The following is an 18486-nucleotide window of genomic DNA, read 5'->3' on the forward strand; positions in this document are numbered from 1 at the left end:
TCTCAGTCGTCCTCACGTCGCCGCAGAAGTTCGTTCACGCTGACAGTCCGGCCCTCGTTACCGGAATGGCGACCCTCGTCCGCCGGTGTACCGCGGCGAGACGAGCGCAACTGAGCCATCCAGTTCTCGATCTCATTGCGGGTATCCGCCTGGGGTTCGCCGGATTCCGGTGCGGTGGAATCGGTTTCGACCGAGGCCGACGGGGCCGAGTCGGAAGGCTCCGAGGGCGAGGCGGCGGGGGTCGGGACGGCGGTGAAACCGGAAGGCGCCTGCCACTGACCCGGGGTGCCGGCCTGGCCGGTCGGTACCTCGTCGGCAGCTTCCCGACCCGGTGTTGCCAGTGAATCCGGCTGCCGGGGCGAAGGCGCGGTTTCGCGCTCGACCTCGGTGAATCCCGGTGGCGCCACCTGCGGACGCACCACGCCTGCCGGGCGAGTCGAATCCGGCTGGGCACCGGCTGAATTCGATGCACCGGCGAAGTCCGCCGGTTGCTCGAAGGCGGGACGGGCACGGTCGCCCGCACTGTCCGCCGAGGAGGGCGTGACCGGCGTGAACCGTGGTCCGCTGTCCTGGTCGGGCGTATTGAAACCGCGTGGCGTGCCAGGGCTCGTCATGCCGTTGTTCCACGGGGTGCTCGGCTGCGGTTCGACGGGCACCGCAGTGCCGAAAACGCTCTGCGGCGGGATCGGCGAATCGGGTTGGGTCTGCGCGCGAGCCGCGTTGCCGGGGTAGGCCTCGGCGCGATGCGCGCCGGGTGCCGCGGAGAGGTCGGGACTCGATGGCTCGAATCCGTGCGAATCCGTGTCGCGCACTGCGGCATCAGCCTGGTCGGACAGACGGCTCGGCTCGGCCGGGGTGCCCGAATCGGGTGCGGGAGAGTCGGGCGTGACCGGCCGGAGATTCGACGAGGTCACCGGGCTGAACCCACTGAAGGTTCCGCTCGGCGGGGTATCGCCCGCGCGCGGGGCCGGTGTCGCCTGGCTCGGCGGCGTATTGACGATCCTGGGTGCGGGCGGTGGCACGATCCCGCGGGGCGGCGGCGTCACCATGCTCGGCCTGGCCGGGGGGACGATGCTCGGCCGTTGCGGCAAATCCGCTGGGGGCGTACCGAATCCGGCGCCATCGCCGGTCTCGTCGGGCGTCGACACCCGAGGAGTTTCGCCGATCACTCCTGGCGTGTACCCCGCGGGCGGCTGCACGCGTGCGGAGCCACGCGGCGGAACACCGGTGACGATGCCGGGCAGGTCGAGGCCGGACCCGCTGTCGACCGGGCCGGGGCGGGAGATCGAAGGCCCACTGGGGGTTTCGGCGTCCGGCGCGGTGGTACCGGCGTTGCCGTTCGTCTGTCCGCGCCCGTTGGCGGAGCGAGTGGCACCGCCGGGGCCGGTTTTGGGATCACCGAGGTCGGTGAGAGGTATGGGGGGTGTGCCGAAACTCGGCCCCGAGTAGCCACGGTCTTCGTCCGCGGCGGTATCCGGGGTCGAATCGCCATGTCCCTGGGCGGGATCCGGAGTGTTCGGCTTCACGATCGGGAGAACCTGGGTCGGCTCGCCGGACACGTACTGCGGCAGGTCGAGACCGGAGTCCTCCTGCTTCGCCGCATCTTCCTGATCGGCTTTCGCGGGTGTACCCGGCTTGACCACCGGCAATTCCCGCGTCGGCTCACCCGAGGACAACATCGAGGCGCGGGGGCGCGTCGGATCGGGCGACATCGGCTGGCGCGCACGTGCGGGCTCGGCGGATTCGGCATCGGTGATCTTGTCGATGCGCTGGGTCGGGGCCTCGGCCTCGATCTCGGCGACCGTGCGCGGCCTGCGGGGGGTGCGGGCCAGCTTGGAGTCGGGGACCGCCGTCATCTGCATGGTCGGCGGGTCGGTGATCGGCGTGGTCTTCACCAGGTCGACAACGCCACCGTGCTCGGGGCGTTCGTCGTCGAGGATGGGTTCGCCCAGGCCGATCTTCTCCTGGATCCGCTTCATCCACTTCGGCGCCCACCAGCAGTCGTCGCCGAGCAGCTTCATGATCGCGGGGACAAGCAGCATGCGCAGGATGGTGGCGTCGATGAACAGCGCCGCGATCATGCCGTAGGCGATGTACTGCATCATCACCATGTCGGAGAACGCGAACGCGCCGGTCACGACCAGCAGAATCAGCGCGGCAGCAGTGATGATCCTGCCGGTTTGCGCGGTACCGATCCGCACGGCTTCGGTGGTCGACGCGCCTTGGGCGCGTGCCTCGACCATGCGGGAGAGCAGGAACACCTCATAGTCGGTCGACAAGCCGTAGATGATCGCGATGATCAGCATCAAGACCGGTGCGCTGATCGGCTGTGGCGTGAAGTTCAGGAGGGTCGCGCCGTTGCCGTCGACGAAGATCCACGTGAGGATGCCCAGCGTCGAGCCGAGACCGAGCGCGCTCATCAACGCGGCCTTGATCGGCAGCACCAGCGAACCGAACGTCAGGAACATCAGGATCGTGGTGGTGACCAGGACGATCAGGATCATCCACGGCATCAGTTCCAGCAGCGTGTCGATGCTGTCGGCCATGAGCGCGGGCTGACCGGTGACATACATCGTGACGCCGTCGGGTATTTCGATCGCGCGAAGGTAGTCGATGGTCGGTTCGGCGTTGTTGGTGGGATCGACCAGGGTCGCCGAGGTGCGGAACACCTCGGGGTTGGTCGGCGACTTGACCGGCACTTCGAAGGGGCCGACCAGCCCGGGAGCCTGGTTGGCTTCCTTCCAGACCTTGCCGATCGCATTGGTGTTGTCCGAGACGAAGACCAGCTGGATCGGGTCGGTCTTCTTCAGCGGGAAGACCTCATAGAAGTGCTCGAGCGCGGAACGAGTCTGGTTGTCCGGCGGGAGGTACTTCTCGTTGATGCCACCGAACGCCAGATCCTTGACCGGGATGATCAGCAGGAGCAGGCCGATGGTGATCGGGATGGCGATCTTGAGTGGGTGCCGCATGACCCAGCGGGTCAGGTTGCCCCAGAAGCCGTTCTCGACCTGCTCGGCGGTCTTGGTCTTGCGGAACCACTTGAGACCGAGCATGTCGACGCGCGGGCCCAGGATGCCCAGCATCGCAGGCAGGATCGTGACCGCGGTCAGTGCCGCCAGCGAGACGGCGGCGAGAGTGCCGTAGGCGACCGAGCGCAGGAATCCCTGCGGGAAGATCAGGATGCCGCCGATGCTGGCGATGATCATCGTCGCGGAGAACACCACTGTTCGTCCAGCGGTCATCACCGATCGCCGGACGGCGGCGCGCGTGGAGTAGCCCTCGGCCAATTCCTCGCGGAAGCGGCTGACGATGAACAGGCCGTAGTCGATCGCGAGGCCGAGACCGATCATCGAGACGACAGCGGTGACGAAGAAGTTGACTTCGACGAAGTTGGTCAACACCATGACGATGCCGGTGGCGCCGATGACCGTCAAACCGCCGATGATCAGCGGCAACGCGGCAGCGACGACGCCACCGAAGATGAAGAACAGCAGGATCGCCACCGCGGGGAGGGCAAGCACTTCCATCCGCTTGACGTCGTGGTCCATGGTGTCGGTCAGGGTGACCGCGATGGGCTGCAGGCCCGAGACCTCGACATCGACGCCGGGAATTGTGAAGACGTCTTGTACGGCACGGTAATTGGCCATCATGACCGTGTCGTTGTCACCAGCGATCGCGATGGAGGCGAACGCGTGCTTTTTGTCCTTGGACCCGAACGCTGACGGCACGGCGGGCGAGTCGCCCACCTTCCAATAGGCGCCGTTGATCTTGCCGATCTGATCGGGATGTTCGGCGACGACGGAAGTCAGGCTGTCGACGATCTTCTTCGAGAACTCCGGGTCATCGATCGTTTTGCCCTCGGGGGCGTTGTACATGACGATGACGTCGGCTTGGTGGTCGCGACCGTAAGACCCGTCGGCGATCTGCGCGCCCTGCACCGACTCCGAGCCAGGATCGAACCAGCCACTCTGGCTCAGCCGAGGCCCGAGCCCCATGCCGTAGGCACCCAACGCCAACATGGCTCCACCGACAACCACGATGACGGCGAAGCGGAACCGATAGACCAGATCGCCCCAGCGGGTGAACACTTAAGCGACTCCTTGACCAGGGCGAGAAGTGAGTAGTGCCGACAGCGGCCGGAAAGGCTGCAGCCAGGCACCCTCGTCGGGCAGCGACTCGAGACTCACCCGCGGTAGCGGTTCCCGGAACACGCCGGGGATGTCCTCGAGGTCGACGAACCCGAGGGTATCCGAAGTGACCGCCCAACTCGCGTGCTCACGGAATCCGAGCACCTGAGCTGGGATTCCTTTGGCCGCGATGGCCTCCAGCGGTTCACGGAACGCCTGACCATCGGCCGAGGCGACCATGATTCCGGCTAAACCACCGTCGCGTTGACGGGCCGCGATGTGCGCGAGCATGTCGGCGTCGACATCGGAGTCTTCATCGATCTTGGGCTTGGCGAACACCGCGAAGCCGACATTGCGCAGCGCTTCCACCCAGGGGCGGACCACGTCGGCGGTGCCGGGCGCGATATTGGTGAAGACGGTGGCCTCGGCCTCGATGCGCCCCTTGGAGGCGACCGAGATCTCGGCGGTGCGGGCCAGCAACCAGCGGCCGAGCGCATCGAAACGGGGGCGATAAGCGGCGGTGGGACGTCCACCGAGGATGGCGCCGAGCCCCATGTCGAGGTTCGGCGCGTCCCAGACCAACAGGACACGCCGAACATCGGAACCGCTCAACGCCTCGGAACCGGAGCCTGCCTGGGCGGGCACCGGCATCTCGGGGGCGATCTCACTCACGCTCATCTGTCGATCTTCCCCCATATGAACTCGTTGATGGCGCTACCGGCGCGCAGGCCTTTGCCTTCGAACTTGGTGACGGGCCGTTCGAAACCGATCGGCGCGGTCGTGCGGTTGGCGGCACTGTCGCCACCGGTGGTGTCGTTCAGGCCGGTGAACAGCGGTTCCTTGGAGCCTACTTCGAGAATATGCTCGGCGTAATCCGCGTGGTCGGTAGCCACGTGCAGCACTCCGCCCGGCTTGAGTCTGCTGGCGATCAGGGCGAAGGTCGGCGCCTGGAGCAGCCTGCGCTTGTGGTGGCGGGCCTTCGGCCACGGGTCGGGGAAGAACACCCGAACGCCGATCAGCGATTCCGGGGCAACCATGTTCTCCAGTACGTCGACGGCGTCGCCGCGCAGCAACCGGATGTTCTCGATCTCTTCGCGCTCGATCTGCTGAACCAGCTGGGCCAGACCCGGCTGGTACACCTCGATGCCGATGAGGTTCAGGTGCGGTTCGGCCTTGGCCATGGCGGCCGTCGCGGTGCCGGTGCCGGTGCCGATCTCGATCACCAGCGGCGCCTCGCGCCCGAACCAGGCGTCGGCGTCGACGGGATCGTTGGACACATTGCGCCCGATCACCGGCCACGTCTTGTCCCATGAGGCCTGCTGGTTCGGCGTCAGCGCGCCCCGCCGCGTGCGGAAGCTCGTGACGCGCGGGTACAGCCGGGAGCCGGTGAGCGAGCGTCGGCCCGCGTCGTTCGGCATCTCCGACAGCTTGTGGCTGGTCGGCTCGGCGTGGTCGGCGGCGTCGTTCACGTCGACCATTGTCCAGCATGCGCACAGCTGCGTCGCAGGCGAGTTCGTGCGACCGCTGATCCGCCCAGGTCGGCAGAAGGTTCGCCCGGCCCCTGCTCGGCCCGGATCTGACACAATGCCCTCCGAAAAGGGGGTGTGCGCAATGCCGACAGTCACCGAATTCGCACAGACACGGCCCGCGGACCAGCTCGACGAGCTGATCTCGGTTCTCAGTGCAGGTCGCGGGGGTGATCCGGGGATCGCCGACCAGGCCGCGGCCGCCGCGGCGCGCCGTCGCCGTCCGCTGCACATCCAGATCACGGGACGTGCCCTCAGCGGGCGGACCACCGTGCTGGCCGCGCTGGCGTTGTTGTCGGCACAGGAGACCGCGCCGGTCGATCAACCCGAGCTGCCCGACCCGGTGCTCGACGGCGATCTGGTCATCTATGTGCTGGCCGGTGCGCCGCAGGCCGCCGACTATCGCCTGCTCGCCACCGTGCCGCAGGGTCGCGGTGTGGTGGTGCTCAACAAGGCCGACGCGGTGGGCGCGCGCTGGGGCGAGGCCGTGGCCGCCGCGCAGCGGCACGCGCAGGAACTCGGGCTGCCGATCGTGCCGATCGTCGCCTCGGTCGCGGCCCGGACCAGGGCAGGCGCGGTCAGCGCCGACGATCTGAGCGATCTGCGCAGGCTCGCGGTCGGCCCTGATGTGCCCTCGGTGCTGGCGGCCGATCTGTTCATCGGCAGCGGCTCCGACCAGGAAGCGCGCAGGCGGCTGATCGCCAACTGGGATCTCTACGGCGTCGACTGCGCGCTGTCGGCCCTGCGCGCCGACCCCGACCTGCCCGCCTCGGCTCTCATCCAGATCCTGCACTCCGCGAGCGGGATCGATCCGCTGCACAAGCTGGTCCACCGCCGGTACGAGCAGGTGGAAGCGGTGCGTGGCGGCGAACTGCTCGACGAGCTCACCCGGCTGGCCGCCCGCGCGGTCCCCGGCGACGGTGGACGCGGCCGCGAGCTGATCGAGCACTATCTCGCCGGTGACGAAGCGCTCTGGGCCGGATTGTGCGCCGGATTGGCCTGCCCGCAGGTCTCGCACCTGGCCGCCGGCTACCCGTCACCGGCGCCCGCCGACGCCGACGAGGCGCTCGCCCGCGCCACCCGCTGGCGTGCCGTCGTGTCCAGCGACATGCCCCCCTCGGCCCGGCGCGCCGCGCTGCGCGTCCACAACGGCTATGTCAGAGCCTGGGAGCGGATGTCCAGTGCAGGCCTCTGAGGTCCCGCCCGATCAAGAATCGGCCGAGGATCCGGCCGCCCTGCCCTCAGCGGTGGACGCGGTGATCGACCGGTGGAACCCGCAGGGCGGCGCGCTGCTCCGGGCGATGGCCGAGGCGGGCGAGGGCACCAGCATCTCCTTCTACGCCCCCGACGACGCCAACACCACCCTCCTCCGCACCGAACTCGCCCGCTTCGAACCCCATATCGAGCTGGCCGACCCGGCCGCCCTCACCCCCGAAAACGAACCCGCCGCAGCCCTGATCCTCTTCGACGCGGGCAGTGTCCTCGGCGCCGACATGTTCGCCCTGATCGACCGCCTCCGCGCCGCCGACCAGCGAATCCTGCTCGCCATGAACGGCTTCCACGCCTATCAGGACTGGCGCGCGACCCGCGCCCGCAATCTCGAACTGCTCGCCGCGCGCGGCATCACCGACCTCGACATCGTCGCGGTCTCGGCGCGGCTGTCCGCCGCGGCCCGCGCCACCGACGACTCGGCCCTGCTCGATCGCTCCGGCGTGGCCGGACTGCACGCCACCCTCGCCGCGGCCACCGCGCGGCGACCAGCCGACGGTGCCCAGCGCCGAACCGCCGTCCGCGCCCGCGTACTCGCCGACACCAGGGCCAGAATCGACGAACAGATCACCGCACTGCGCTCGGGCACCGACACCGCGCGGATCAGAGAGGAACGCATCGGTCTGGTCGCCGAGCGCGACGGCGGCCGTCAGACCGGTCTGGCCGCCGTGCGTAGCCAGGTCCAGCTCGCCCGCGTCGACCTGACCACCGAACTCGGCGCCATGGTGCGCGCACTGCACACCCGGTGCCGCGCCGAGCTCGACCGCTGCGACCGCGCCGACCTGCGCGCCTACCCCCAGCGCCTGCAACAGGCGGCCGGTGAACTGTCGGTCGCGGTCGACGCCGTCATCGACGAGCGGGTCATCGAAGCCGCCCGCCGGATCGGCACCGCCGCGCCCACCACCCGGCGCCGCGATCCGGCGCCTCGGGTCGGTCCAGATCCCGACAAGAGACACCGTGGTGTCGAAGATCACCTCATGATCGCGCTCGGCGCGTCGGCGGGTGTCGGCCTCGGCAGGTTGATCGTTGCTCCGCTGTCGCTGGTCCCGACACTCGACGTGGCGAGCGTCCCGGTGACGCTGCTGCTCGGCGCGGGCGCGGCCGCCTGGGTCGTGCGCGCCCGCGGCCAGCTCGCCGAACGCAACCACATGGCCCAGTGGGTCTCCGAGGCACTGGTGAATATCAAAGCCCAGCTCGAACAGCGTGTCGCCGCGGTGCTGGTGGATATCGAGGCCGAACTGGCCGAGCACGTGGTGCGAGAATCGACCGCGCGGGCGGTGGCCGTGGACCGGCGTGTCACCGAACTCGACGCGCTCGCGCGCAGGCTCGTCGCGGAGCGTCCCGCGCAGCTGACCGCGTGCGAGCGTGACATCGTCACGCTCGATCAGCTGTGAGCGTGGGATTGACCGATACACCTGTGGGTACCTGTTAGGGAGCCCGATGCCGTATCGGTGGTCATATCGCGTTAACCTTGAGGCAGGAACCTGGGCGTCCGCTCTTGCCAGTCGATGCGCGGCCACCGTCCGTGTACGGCCTTCCTCAGCCGTCTATCGGGGTTGTGCGACGGTTGGTCACTGCGGACGCCTTACCCGCCCATGGTGGCGATCGATGGATCGAACAACCGCCCATCTCAGGAGAGTTTTCATGACCTCAGCGACCATTCCTGGTCTTCGTGGATCCGACGGCAAGGCGCCGACCGAGCACAGTGAACTGCTCGCCTGGGTACAGGAAGTCGCAGAGCTCACTCAGCCCGCTCGCGTGGTCTGGGCCGACGGCTCCGACGCGGAATGGGATCGCCTGACCACCCAGCTGGTCGAGGCAGGCACCTTCAAGCAGCTCGACGAGAAGAAGAAGCCCAACTCCTTCCTCGCGCTGTCCGATCCCTCCGATGTGGCCCGCGTCGAATCGCGCACCTACATCTGTTCGGCCACCGAAGCCGAAGCCGGTCCGACCAACAACTGGGTCGACCCCGCCGAGATGCGCGCCACCATGACCGAGCTGTACCGCGGCTCGATGAAGGGCCGCACCATGTACGTGGTGCCGTTCTGCATGGGCCCGCTCGGCGCCGAGGACCCCAAGCTGGGCGTTGAGATCACCGACTCCGAGTACGTGGTCGTCTCCATGCGCGTGATGACCCGCATGGGTGCCGCCGCGCTGGACAAGCTGGGCACCGACCGCCCGTTCGTGAAGGCGCTGCACTCCGTCGGCGCGCCGCTCGCCGAGGGCCAGGCCGACGTGCCGTGGCCGTGCAGCGACACCAAGTACATCACCCACTTCCCCGAGGACCGCGAGATCTGGTCTTTCGGTTCCGGCTACGGCGGCAACGCGCTGCTCGGCAAGAAGTGCTACTCGCTGCGCATCGCCTCGGCGATGGCCCACGACGAGGGCTGGCTGGCCGAGCACATGCTGATCCTCAAGCTGATCTCGCCCGAGAACAAGAACTACTACGTCGCCGCCGCGTTCCCGAGCGCCTGTGGCAAGACCAACCTCGCGATGATCCAGCCGACCATCCCCGGCTGGCGCGCGGAGACCCTCGGCGACGACATCGCCTGGATGCGTTTCGGCAAGGACGGTCAGCTCTACGCCGTGAACCCGGAGTTCGGCTTCTTCGGCGTCGCGCCGGGCACCAACAACAGCTCCAACCCCAACGCGATGGCCACCATCGACGCGGGCAACACCGTCTACACCAACGTCGCCCTGACCGACGACAACGATGTGTGGTGGGAGGGTCTCGAAGGCGACCCGCAGCACCTGATCGACTGGAAGGGCAACGACTGGACCCCCGAGTCCGAGGGCCACGCCGCGCACCCGAACTCGCGCTACTGCACCCCGATGTCGCAGTGCCCGATCCTGGCGCCGGAATGGGACGACCCGCAGGGCGTGCCGATCTCGGCCATCCTGTTCGGCGGTCGCCGCAAGACCACCGTCCCGCTGGTGACCGAGTCGTTCGGCTGGGAGCACGGCGTGTTCATGGGCGCCACCATGGGCTCCGAGCAGACCGCCGCGGCCGAGGGCAAGGTCGGCACCGTCCGCCGCGACCCGATGGCGATGCTGCCGTTCCTCGGCTACCACGTGGGCGACTACCTCAACCACTGGATCGACCTCGGCAAGAACGCCGACTCGAACAAGCTGCCCAAGATCTTCTACGTCAACTGGTTCCGTCGTGGCGACGACGGCCGCTTCCTGTGGCCCGGATTCGGTGAGAACTCCCGCGTGCTGGAGTGGATCGTCGGCCGCATCGAGGGCCGCTCTGGCGCCACGGCCACCGCGGTCGGCAACGTGCCTTCCGCCGCCGATCTCGACCTGAACGGCCTCGATGTGGTCGCCGCCGACGTCGACGAGGCGCTCGCGGTGAACGCCGACGAGTGGCGCAACGAGATCCCCTCGATCGAGGAATGGTTCGAGTTCGTCGGCGACAAGCTGCCCTCCGGCGTGCGCGACGAGTTCGAAGCACTCAAGGAGCGCTTGGGCTGATCCGCCCCGTAAACACAGAACCGCCCGTACCGTTTCGGTACGGGCGGTTCTGTTTGTCCACAGTTCGTCGGACGATTCCCTCGGACTCTTTCTGGGTACTTCTGTCGGTGTCAGAGAGTCGCTGGTGGCCTCAGCGGCGATGTCGCATATATTGCCTCTCGAGCTGAAACTCCTGCGAGACTCCTGTACCGCCACGCGGTCAACGACGAGATCGACGCTGAGAGGTGGTTTGACGCATGACCGATCTGGTGACCGGATCCGAGTCCGACACCTATTCGAGCACGCCCCTACTGCGCGTGGCGGGCCGCCTGGAGCGGGTCCTGCCCCCGGGCTGGCGGGTCGAGGTCGTCGACCTACCTGCCCGGGGTGAGGTTGCCGCGCAGCCGGTACTCCGGGTCCATATGCCGGAGAACTAGGAAGCGGTGGGCGCAGTCCATCCCATGGGCATGAGCACGGACTTCTGTTCGCAGAAGGCGTCGAGGCCTTCCGGGCCGTTCTCGCGGCCGATGCCCGAGTTCTTGTAGCCGCCGAACGGTGCGGTCGGGTCGAAGGCGTACCAGTTGATCGCGAAGGTGCCGGTGCGGATCCGGGCCGCCACCTCGACGCCGTGCTCGATATCGGTGGTCCACACCGAACCGGCGAGACCGTAGTCGGAGTCGTTGGCGATGGCGATGGCCTCGTCCTCGGTCTCGTACGGGATCACCGAGAGCACCGGGCCGAAGATCTCCTCCTGGGCGATGGTGCTCGAGTTGTCGACGTCGGCGAAGATCGTCGGCTCGACGAACCAGCCGCGCTCCACACCCTCGGGCCTGCCGCCGCCGAGCACCAGTCGCGCGCCCTCGGCCTTGCCCTTGGCGATGTAGCTCTCCACGCGGTCGCGCTGCTTTTCGCTGATCAGCGGGCCGAGCACGGTCGCGGGATCGGTCGGGTCGCCGGTCTGCATGGTCTTCACGTGCGCGACCAACGCATCGACGATCTCGTCGTAGCGACTGCGCGGGGCGAGAATTCGCGTCTGCGCGACGCAGCCCTGACCGCTGTTCATCAGCCCGGAGAACGCGAGCACGGGAATGCTCGCGGCCAGGTCGACGTCGGGCAGCACGATGGCGGCCGACTTGCCGCCGAGCTCCAGCGACACGGTCTTGAGCTGCTCACCCGCCAGCGCGGCCAGCTTCCTGCCGACGGGGGTGCTGCCGGTGAAGGTCACCTTGTCGACGCCGGGGTGGCCGGCGAGGTATTCACTGGCCTCGGCTTCGGCGGGCAGCACCGAGAGCACGCCGTCGGGCAGGCCCGCCTCGGTGAAGATGTCGGCGAGGATATTGGCGGTCAGCGGAGTCAGCGGCGACGGCTTGAGCACCACGGTGCAGCCGGCCAGCAACGCGGGTCCGAGCTTGTTCGCCGCGAGGAACAACGGGACATTCCAGGCGGTGATCGCGGCGACGACACCGCGCGGTTCCCGTGAGACACGCGAGGTTCCGAACAGGCCGACCCGAGTCTCGTTCCAGGCGAAGGTCTTCGCGAGCTCGACGAGCGCGTCCAATGCCGCGACGGCGGGAATTTGATTGAGCGTCAAGGCCGCTAACGTCGTCGCACCCATCTCGGCGGTGAGTGCGGCGAGCAATTCCGGCGAACGCTGCTCGATCAGCCGGGCAACCTTGCTGAGTACCTCGGCTCGTTCCAGTGGGGGCGTCGATGGCCACGGCCCGCTGTCGAACGCGTCGCGCGCCGCGGCGACGGCCGCGTCGACATCGGCGTTCGTTACCGCGGGCACGCTGCCTACGGTCTCCTCCGTTGCAGGGGAGACCACAGAAATGCGGTCACTACCGGCCGGGGTGGTCCACTTCCCGCCGATGAACAGACTGTCGTAGTGCATGAGAACACGTTACAGTTTTGCGAGCGAATTGTCTGCAACCTGTTCTAATTCGCTGTGGCGCAACGACTGTGAAGATTGCGAATTCCAACCTGTCGGTTCGCTTTTCGGGGAAACGCACTATTGCGTTCCGGTGGTGAAAAGGGGATGCTTTAGCTACTGATCAGCTCGCTCGATTCATCGGACATTAACAGCGAATTGGGGAGACCGACTCATGGCTGTGCAAGTGATCGGCCGATCGTTGATGACCAGCGACCAGACCGACCATCAAGCGAAAAGTGTGGGCAGTGGCGGATGGGTTGTCTCATTCCTGCCGGGCCGCACGCTGACGATCGAGCAGGCGACTGCCGCTATCCAGGCCGCTGAGGCGGTCGCGATGGTCGGCGCGCTGGCCGATCAGGTCGGCCTGACCACGTTGGAGACCGTAGGCCTGGCGATTCAGGAATCGCCGTGGGTCAGGGTGTTGCCCGAGCCGATACGGAGGTCACGCCGCTTGAGCTGGCTGGCGTGATCACACTTTGGTGGCAACCACTACCAAGTTGCTGACCAGTAGCTCCCGGATCACCGGAACTCGGACGAGCCACCAGGCCCAGCGCGGGTGATAACGCGGAAAAATTGTCCGCACATCAGCTGAAGTCGTTGCCGCCCAGTGCAACCCATCCGCCGCCGATACAGCGAACAGTGATCGCCCGAACCTGTTCTTCGGTTCGTGTCCGTGCTTGCGCCGGTATCGGCGGGCCGCGAACTCGCCACCGAGGTAATGCCAGAGGCCGGTCTCGTGACCACCGAACGGTCCGTGCCACACCGTGTACGAGTACACGATGAGGCCGCCGGGCTTGGTCACCCGCACCATCTCGTCCGCCATCAGCCACGGCTGCGGCACGTGCTCGGCGACGTTGGAGGAGAAGCAGACGTCGAAGGCGTTGTCGCGGAACGGCAATGCCATCCCCGACCCGCGCACCGAACCGGATACCCGCAGCCCGGCCGCGTGCATCTCCGACGGGTCGGGCTCCACCGAGACATAGCGTGCGCCTACCGCGGTGAACTCGTCGGCGAAGTAGCCGGGGCCACCGCCGACGTCGAGGATCACGGTGCCGGTGAGGTCGCGGCCGGTGATGTCGGCGTAGAAGTCGCCGATCAGCGCGGCGCTGTCGGTGGCGATGCCGCCGTAGAAGCGGGCCGGGTCGGACTGCTCGAAGCGGAAGCTGGTGAGCAGGCGCAGCGAGCGGCGCAGGTCGGCTCGGCGCGCGAACCTGGATCGGTCGCGTCGCGCGACGGGCTGCTCGGTTCTCGGCTTGGTGGCGGTCGACACGGGCAGGAGTTTATTGGGAGTGCGTTCGGGTGCGGCAGGTGTGGGGTGCGTTGGGGGCATGATCACGCGGTCTGGGCGGACACTGCCGATACATCCGTGTTGCGCAGACCACACCCGCTAGTGTGGGGGCCGACGTTTGTCTACCACCGAACCGATTGCGAGCCCCGACCGTGCGTGAAGTCCTCCTACTCTGCTGGCGTGACACCGGGCACCCACAGGGTGGCGGCAGCGAGCGGTATCTGGAGCAGGTCGGCGCGCAGCTGGCCGCGCGTGGCATCAAGGTCACCCTGCGTACCGCCGGTTATCCCGGTGCCCCCAAGCGCGAGCGGATCGACGGGATCGACATCAGTCGCGCGGGCGGGCGCTTCACCGTGTATCCCCGCGCGCTGGCCGCCATCGTGGCCGGTCGGCTCGGTTTCGGCCCACTGCGTGGCCTGCGCCCCGACGTCGTGATCGACACCCAGAACGGCATCCCCTTCTTCGCCACCGCCACGGGCGTGCCCTCGGTGGTGCTGGTGCATCACGGGCACCGCGAGCAGTGGCCGGTCGCCGGTCGCCTGGTCGGGCGGATCGGCTGGTGGATCGAATCCACGCTGTCCCCGCGCGTGCACCGCGACAACCAGTACCTCACCGTGTCGCTGCCCTCCGCCGAGGAGCTGTCGGTGCTCGGCGTGGACCGTGAGCGCATCGCCGTGGTCCGCAACGGTGCCGAACCGGTCCCCGCCGAGGTCGTCCCCGGCGACGACGCCACCCGCGCCACCCACCCGCGCATCGCGGTGCTGTCGCGCCTTGTCCCGCACAAGCAGATCGAAGACGCCCTCACCGCCGTCGCCCACCTGCGCGAGCGCTTCCCCGACGTGCACCTCGACGTCATCGGCGACGGCTGGTGGGCCCCCAACCTGCGCGCCGGTGCCGACGCGCTCGGCATCGCCGACGCCGTCACCTTCCACGGCCACGTCGACGAGCGCCGCAAACACGAGATCCTCTCGACCGCCTGGGTCCACGTGATGCCCTCCCGCAAGGAAGGCTGGGGCCTGGCCGTCATCGAGGCCGCCCAGCACGGCGTGCCGACCATCGGCTACCGCAGCTCCCGTGGCCTCACCGACTCCATCGTCGACGGTGTCACCGGCCTCTTGGTCGACGACGCCCCCGCGCTCGCCTCAGCCGCCGCCGACCTCCTCGCCGATCCCGAGATCAGACTGGTCATGGGCGAAAAGGCCCGCGCCCGCGCCAACGAGTTCTCCTGGGAACAGACCGGCGCCGGGGTGCACACGGTTCTCGCCGCCGCGGCTTGCGGAGAACGAGTCTCCGGGTTGGTCGCGTCGCGCGACTGAGCGCGCAGTCATCGACCGAGACGTCGCTGTCATTCGACTACGAGCAGGCCGGGCAATCGGCCGCAAGGATCCTCAGCCGCGCTAAGTGACAATCCGGCTCGCCGGACGGCGCTCCAGCGGTGTGCGGTAGGGGCGTAGCGCGGCGGCGATCAGTCCTGCGAGCAGAAGTCCGGCCCAGAGCAGGTGGGCTGCGGTGGAGATTCGGCGTTGGGCTGGGGTGGCGGTGTCGAGGGAAGTTAGGGAGGGGACTCGGTAGAGGGCCAGGTCGGCGTCTCGGTAGGCGAGTTCGGCTGTGGCGAGGGTGTTCTCGGAGGTGCCGAGGGGGCCGGGGGTGGTGCGCTCGACGAGGATCCAGCCGACGCCCATGGCTGCCAGTTCGGTGGCCGGGGCGCCGCGCAGTAGTGCTTCCTCGACGGTGCGGGCGCGGTTGCCTTCGCCGGTTACCGCGTAGCCGCGGACGCGGAGTTCGCCGGTTTGCAGGACGTCGTTGGGCAGGATGCGGGGAGCGGGGTCGAGGACGGGAGCTGTTCCGCTGTAAGGGAATCGGCGAAACATCCCCCCGGGGAGTACGGCTATGTCACCGGGGGTGTCGATATGGTCGACGACCTGTTGCCAGCCCGCGGGGTAGTGGACGGGACGCATCGCGCCGCCGACTCCCCAGGCCAGGTCGGCCAAGGGGAGGGTTATGAGAAGAATGAAAAGGGTTGCGGTGGCTCGTATTCCGAAGTCACGTCGGTGGGTTGCCGAGTGGGCAACGGATTCCGGCTCTGTGTCTGCTGAGTCCGCGTCCGGATCGCTGTCCGGCTGCCCATCGGTCAGCAGTCGGCGGCTCGCCGTAGCGACGGTTCGGCACGCGGCCGCGGCGCACAGCGCGTACGCGGGCATCGCCAAGGCGACGTACTTCTGCGTATCCCGCAGCAGCCCGGCCCCGGGAACGTGCACCATCAACCATTCCCCGGCCGCCAGCCCCCAGCTGGTCGCGCCGAGGGCGGGCAGCACGATCGCCACCGCGGCGATCACCAGCAGGGCCCGCCCGTCACGGCCGAGCGCCCATACCGCCCGCACCCCGCAGGTGACGATGCCGAGCAGCAAAAGCGTGCCGACCAGGGCGAGCGGGGTCGTGCGGCTCGCGGGCACGGCCTCGCCGTTCCAGATCCCACCGAGCCCGGCGAGGCTGCCGAGCGTGCCGAGCCACGGTTCGGCGCGTGCCGCGAACGCCGAGACCCCGGCCGGGTCCGAGGGCTCGGCCCCCGATCCGAGCGCGGTTGCGGTCAGCCAGGGCGCGCAGGTCGCGATCCAGACAACGATGGCAGGGAGAAAGGCTCGCCGCCCGACCAGCGCGAGCCCGATGACAGCGGCCAGCAACGAGCCGGTCGGCGTCAATCCGGCGGCGGCGAAGCTCGCGGTCAGCGCGGCCCACCCGCCGAGAGTTCCCCTGCGGGCGGCAAACCCGAAGCGTCGGGTTCCGCTGGGTTCCGTTCCGCCCGTGGCTGTTCGAATGCGCGCGGCGGCGAGGCCGGTCCATGGAAGGGCGGCGTACCCGGCGAGCAGGCTCCAATGCCCCTGCAGAAGACGTTCCGCGACATAGGGATTCCACAACGCGAGGGTCGCGGCGACCAATTGTGCTCCGGTGGAAGCGGAGACGAATCGTCGTGCGAGTACCGCCGCGCCGTATCCGGCCGACCACAGCGCGACGATCAGGATCGCCTTCACCAGAATCCCGCCGTCGATGACCGGCGAGAGCACCGCGAGCAAGGCGTCCTGTGGGACGGCGCGGGGTGCGGCCGCGCCGAGGCCGAGTGCTGAATCGGTGAGGTACGAGCGCGGGGTACTCACCGCGTCGCGCAGCAGCAGATAGCCCGATCCGGCCAGCGGTCCGACGATGATCATCGTGAGCAGCGCGCAGTATCCGGCCACCAAGGCCCTTGCTCGCGCGCTACTCGTCACGTCCACGCACCTTACGTCCCGTCGGGCGGCGCCGTGGGCAGGGTCGAATAGGCGCTGTTCGGGGCGCGGTCGCTCGAGGTGAGTCCGCTCGGACTCACATTTTCGGGGTAGGCGTGATGGCGAACACAGTGGGGTGCGACGATGAGGCGTGTCCTCAGTCCGCCGCCCGCCCGTCGTTGCCGATCTGACCTGGGTGACGGCTGGCGCGATGACCGCCAACGTCGCCGGTTACCTGCTGCAGTTGCTGGCGGCGAGCTGGCTGGGGGTCGAAGGCTACAGCGAGTTCGCGAGTCTGCTCGCGGTGCAGTTGTTGTGCGCGGTCCCCGCCCTGGCCATGCAGAACGTGGTCGCCAGAGAGGTGGTGCGCGGGTCGTCGACGCGGGCCGTGCGGGCGATGATGTGGCGGTGCGCCGCGTTGGTCGCGGCAGTCGCGGTGGTGTTGATTCCGGTGGTGGCCGGCGTGCTGAACGTAGGCGTGTGGGCCGCTGCCGCCGCGCTCGGTGCGGCGCCCGTGTTGGTGATCCTGTCCGGCGAGCAGGGAATCTTGCAGGGCGGCAATCACTTCCGCGCGCTCGCGACGGTGCTCGCGATGGCGGGTACGGCACGGGTGGTGCCCGCGCTTGTCGCGCTCGCGCTGGGCGGCGGTGCTGCCGGTGCGCTGTGGGCGGGTGCGGTGGGCATCGTCGGCGCGGCGATCGTCGCCGGTCGAATCGCTCGGTCGACCTACGCAGCGGATCAGGCGACCGAGCACGGCAGCGATGCCGGCAGCCGAGAACCGGCGGTCGATACGAAGGCCGTCGGCGTCATGCCGGTGCTGCGTGCTGTTCAGGTGCAAGCTGCGCTGATGGCACTGTCCTCGGTCGACCTGATCGTGGTCCGCATCGTGCTCGACGAGGTCGACGCGAGCCGCTACTCGCTGGGCACCATCGCCACCAAGATCGCGTTCTGGCTGCCGCAAGCGGTCGGCGTGGTGCTGTATCCCCGCATGGCCCAGCCCACCCATTCGGCCCGCGCGATCCGCGACGCCCTCTCGGTGCTCTCGGTGATCGGCGTCGTCGCGGTGCTCGGCGCCGCGCTGGCCGCTCCCTTGGCTCCCCTGTTCGCCGGCGCCGACTACGCGCCCATTCAGGGCATGCTGTGGCTGTTCGCCCTGCACGGCGCGATCCTGGCGGTCCTCCAGGGCGCCCTGCTCTCCGCGATCGCCGTCGAACGCACCGCGCTGGCCGCTGTCACATGGATCGGCCTGGCCCTCGAGATAACCCTGATGCTCACCTTCGCCCGCACCATCGAATCCCTGATCGGCACGGCTGTCTCCATAGCCGCAGTCACCACCACAATCGTCGCGGTAGTAGTCCTCCGAACAGCCCCCCGGACCCAGCTAAACCCCGGTATGTCCCTACCCGGAGGGGCCCGCCCCGATCTGGACTGACCGGAGGGTGCGACGAAGGAGTACCCGCAGGGAGGGAAGATCGGGGGCCCGAAGGGCCCCGACTCGAGCGCGTCAGCGCTCCAACAAACACAGCAAGGTACACCGCCCCGGGCCCGGTTTTACGTGAGCAGCAAGGTACACAGCCCCAGGCCGGTTTTACCTGAGCAGCAAGCTACACCGCGCCGAGCCCGGTCCAACCTG

13 protein-coding genes are annotated in these 18486 nt (G+C 68.4%); 7 read left to right on the forward strand and 6 right to left on the reverse strand.

Annotated features, from left to right (window positions below; translation table 11 throughout):
• Positions 1-2 precede the first annotated feature (2 nt).
• From ACFWPX_RS07160 to trmB, 3 genes are read right to left on the reverse strand one after another with little or no spacing between them, the layout of a single operon-like run.
• Positions 3-4088, reverse strand: a complete 4086-nt coding sequence (locus ACFWPX_RS07160) for an MMPL family transporter (protein WP_378926599.1) — start codon at positions 4086-4088, stop codon at positions 3-5.
• Positions 4089-4805, reverse strand: a complete 717-nt coding sequence (locus ACFWPX_RS07165; RefSeq protein WP_211300370.1) for an NYN domain-containing protein — start codon at positions 4803-4805, stop codon at positions 4089-4091. It abuts the gene before it with no gap.
• Entirely contained in the window at positions 4802-5605 is an 804-nt protein-coding gene (gene trmB / locus ACFWPX_RS07170; RefSeq protein WP_378920447.1) for a tRNA (guanosine(46)-N7)-methyltransferase TrmB, read from the reverse strand. The genes ACFWPX_RS07165 and trmB overlap by 4 nt, the downstream gene beginning before the upstream one ends.
• A gap of 133 nt (positions 5606-5738) precedes the next feature.
• On the opposite strand from trmB, the gene ACFWPX_RS07175 reads away from it, so the two are divergent.
• From ACFWPX_RS07175 to ACFWPX_RS07190, 4 genes are all read left to right on the forward strand, one after another.
• Positions 5739-6848: a hypothetical protein gene (locus tag ACFWPX_RS07175; protein ID WP_378926600.1), complete on the forward strand. Its 1110-nt coding sequence runs from the start codon at positions 5739-5741 to the stop codon at positions 6846-6848.
• Entirely contained in the window at positions 6835-8316 is a 1482-nt protein-coding gene (locus tag ACFWPX_RS07180) for a hypothetical protein (RefSeq protein WP_378926601.1), read from the forward strand. The genes ACFWPX_RS07175 and ACFWPX_RS07180 overlap by 14 nt, the downstream gene beginning before the upstream one ends.
• Before the next feature lie 250 nt (positions 8317-8566).
• Positions 8567-10396, forward strand: coding sequence for a phosphoenolpyruvate carboxykinase (GTP) (locus ACFWPX_RS07185; RefSeq protein ID WP_378920441.1), 1830 nt, complete (start codon positions 8567-8569; stop codon positions 10394-10396).
• 236 nt (positions 10397-10632) lie between these two features.
• Positions 10633-10812 (forward strand): hypothetical protein, encoded by a 180-nt coding sequence (locus ACFWPX_RS07190; protein ID WP_378920439.1) that lies wholly within the window; start codon positions 10633-10635, stop codon positions 10810-10812.
• Here ACFWPX_RS07190 and ACFWPX_RS07195 read toward each other — a convergent pair.
• On the reverse strand, positions 10809-12266 hold the full coding sequence (locus ACFWPX_RS07195; RefSeq protein WP_378920437.1) for an aldehyde dehydrogenase: 1458 nt from the start codon (positions 12264-12266) through the stop codon (positions 10809-10811). The two genes, ACFWPX_RS07190 and ACFWPX_RS07195, sit on opposite strands and share 4 nt — an antisense overlap.
• A 211-nt stretch (positions 12267-12477) precedes the next feature.
• Here ACFWPX_RS07195 and ACFWPX_RS07200 point away from each other — a divergent pair, with 211 nt between their 5' ends.
• Entirely contained in the window at positions 12478-12774 is a 297-nt protein-coding gene (locus ACFWPX_RS07200; protein ID WP_378920435.1) for a hypothetical protein, read from the forward strand.
• On the opposite strand, the gene ACFWPX_RS07205 is transcribed toward ACFWPX_RS07200, so the two are convergent.
• Positions 12775-13575: a class I SAM-dependent methyltransferase gene (locus ACFWPX_RS07205; protein ID WP_378926603.1), complete on the reverse strand. Its 801-nt coding sequence runs from the start codon at positions 13573-13575 to the stop codon at positions 12775-12777.
• Between the two features lie 170 nt (positions 13576-13745).
• Between ACFWPX_RS07205 and ACFWPX_RS07210 the strand changes: the two genes are divergently transcribed.
• Positions 13746-14909 (forward strand): glycosyltransferase family 4 protein, encoded by a 1164-nt coding sequence (locus ACFWPX_RS07210; protein WP_378926604.1) that lies wholly within the window; start codon positions 13746-13748, stop codon positions 14907-14909.
• Between the two features lie 81 nt (positions 14910-14990).
• Here ACFWPX_RS07210 and ACFWPX_RS07215 read toward each other — a convergent pair whose 3' ends face one another.
• Positions 14991-16856, reverse strand: a complete 1866-nt coding sequence (locus ACFWPX_RS07215) for a hypothetical protein (protein WP_378926605.1) — start codon at positions 16854-16856, stop codon at positions 14991-14993.
• 208 nt (positions 16857-17064) lie between these two features.
• Between ACFWPX_RS07215 and ACFWPX_RS07220 the strand changes: the two genes are divergently transcribed.
• Positions 17065-18285, forward strand: coding sequence for a polysaccharide biosynthesis protein (locus ACFWPX_RS07220; RefSeq protein ID WP_378926964.1), 1221 nt, complete (start codon positions 17065-17067; stop codon positions 18283-18285).
• Positions 18286-18486 lie beyond the last annotated feature (201 nt).

The organism is Nocardia sp. NPDC058518 (assembly GCF_042719655.1).
In the GTDB taxonomy this organism is placed as follows: Bacteria; Actinomycetota; Actinomycetes; order Mycobacteriales; family Mycobacteriaceae; genus Nocardia.

Bases quoted from the DNA above. Each gene is read 5' to 3' on its own strand.
- ACFWPX_RS07165 (WP_211300370.1), bottom strand. From the start codon at position 4,805: ATGAGCGTGAGTGAGATCGCCCCCGAGATGCCGGTGCCCGCCCAGGCA.
- trmB (WP_378920447.1), bottom strand. From the start codon at position 5,605: ATGGTCGACGTGAACGACGCCGCCGACCACGCCGAGCCGACCAGCCAC.
- ACFWPX_RS07175 (WP_378926600.1), top strand. From the start codon at position 5,739: ATGCCGACAGTCACCGAATTCGCACAGACACGGCCCGCGGACCAGCTC.
- ACFWPX_RS07185 (WP_378920441.1), top strand. From the start codon at position 8,567: ATGACCTCAGCGACCATTCCTGGTCTTCGTGGATCCGACGGCAAGGCG.
- ACFWPX_RS07190 (WP_378920439.1), top strand. From the start codon at position 10,633: ATGACCGATCTGGTGACCGGATCCGAGTCCGACACCTATTCGAGCACG.
- ACFWPX_RS07195 (WP_378920437.1), bottom strand. From the start codon at position 12,266: ATGCACTACGACAGTCTGTTCATCGGCGGGAAGTGGACCACCCCGGCC.
- ACFWPX_RS07200 (WP_378920435.1), top strand. From the start codon at position 12,478: ATGGCTGTGCAAGTGATCGGCCGATCGTTGATGACCAGCGACCAGACC.
- ACFWPX_RS07220 (WP_378926964.1), top strand. From the start codon at position 17,065: ATGACCGCCAACGTCGCCGGTTACCTGCTGCAGTTGCTGGCGGCGAGC.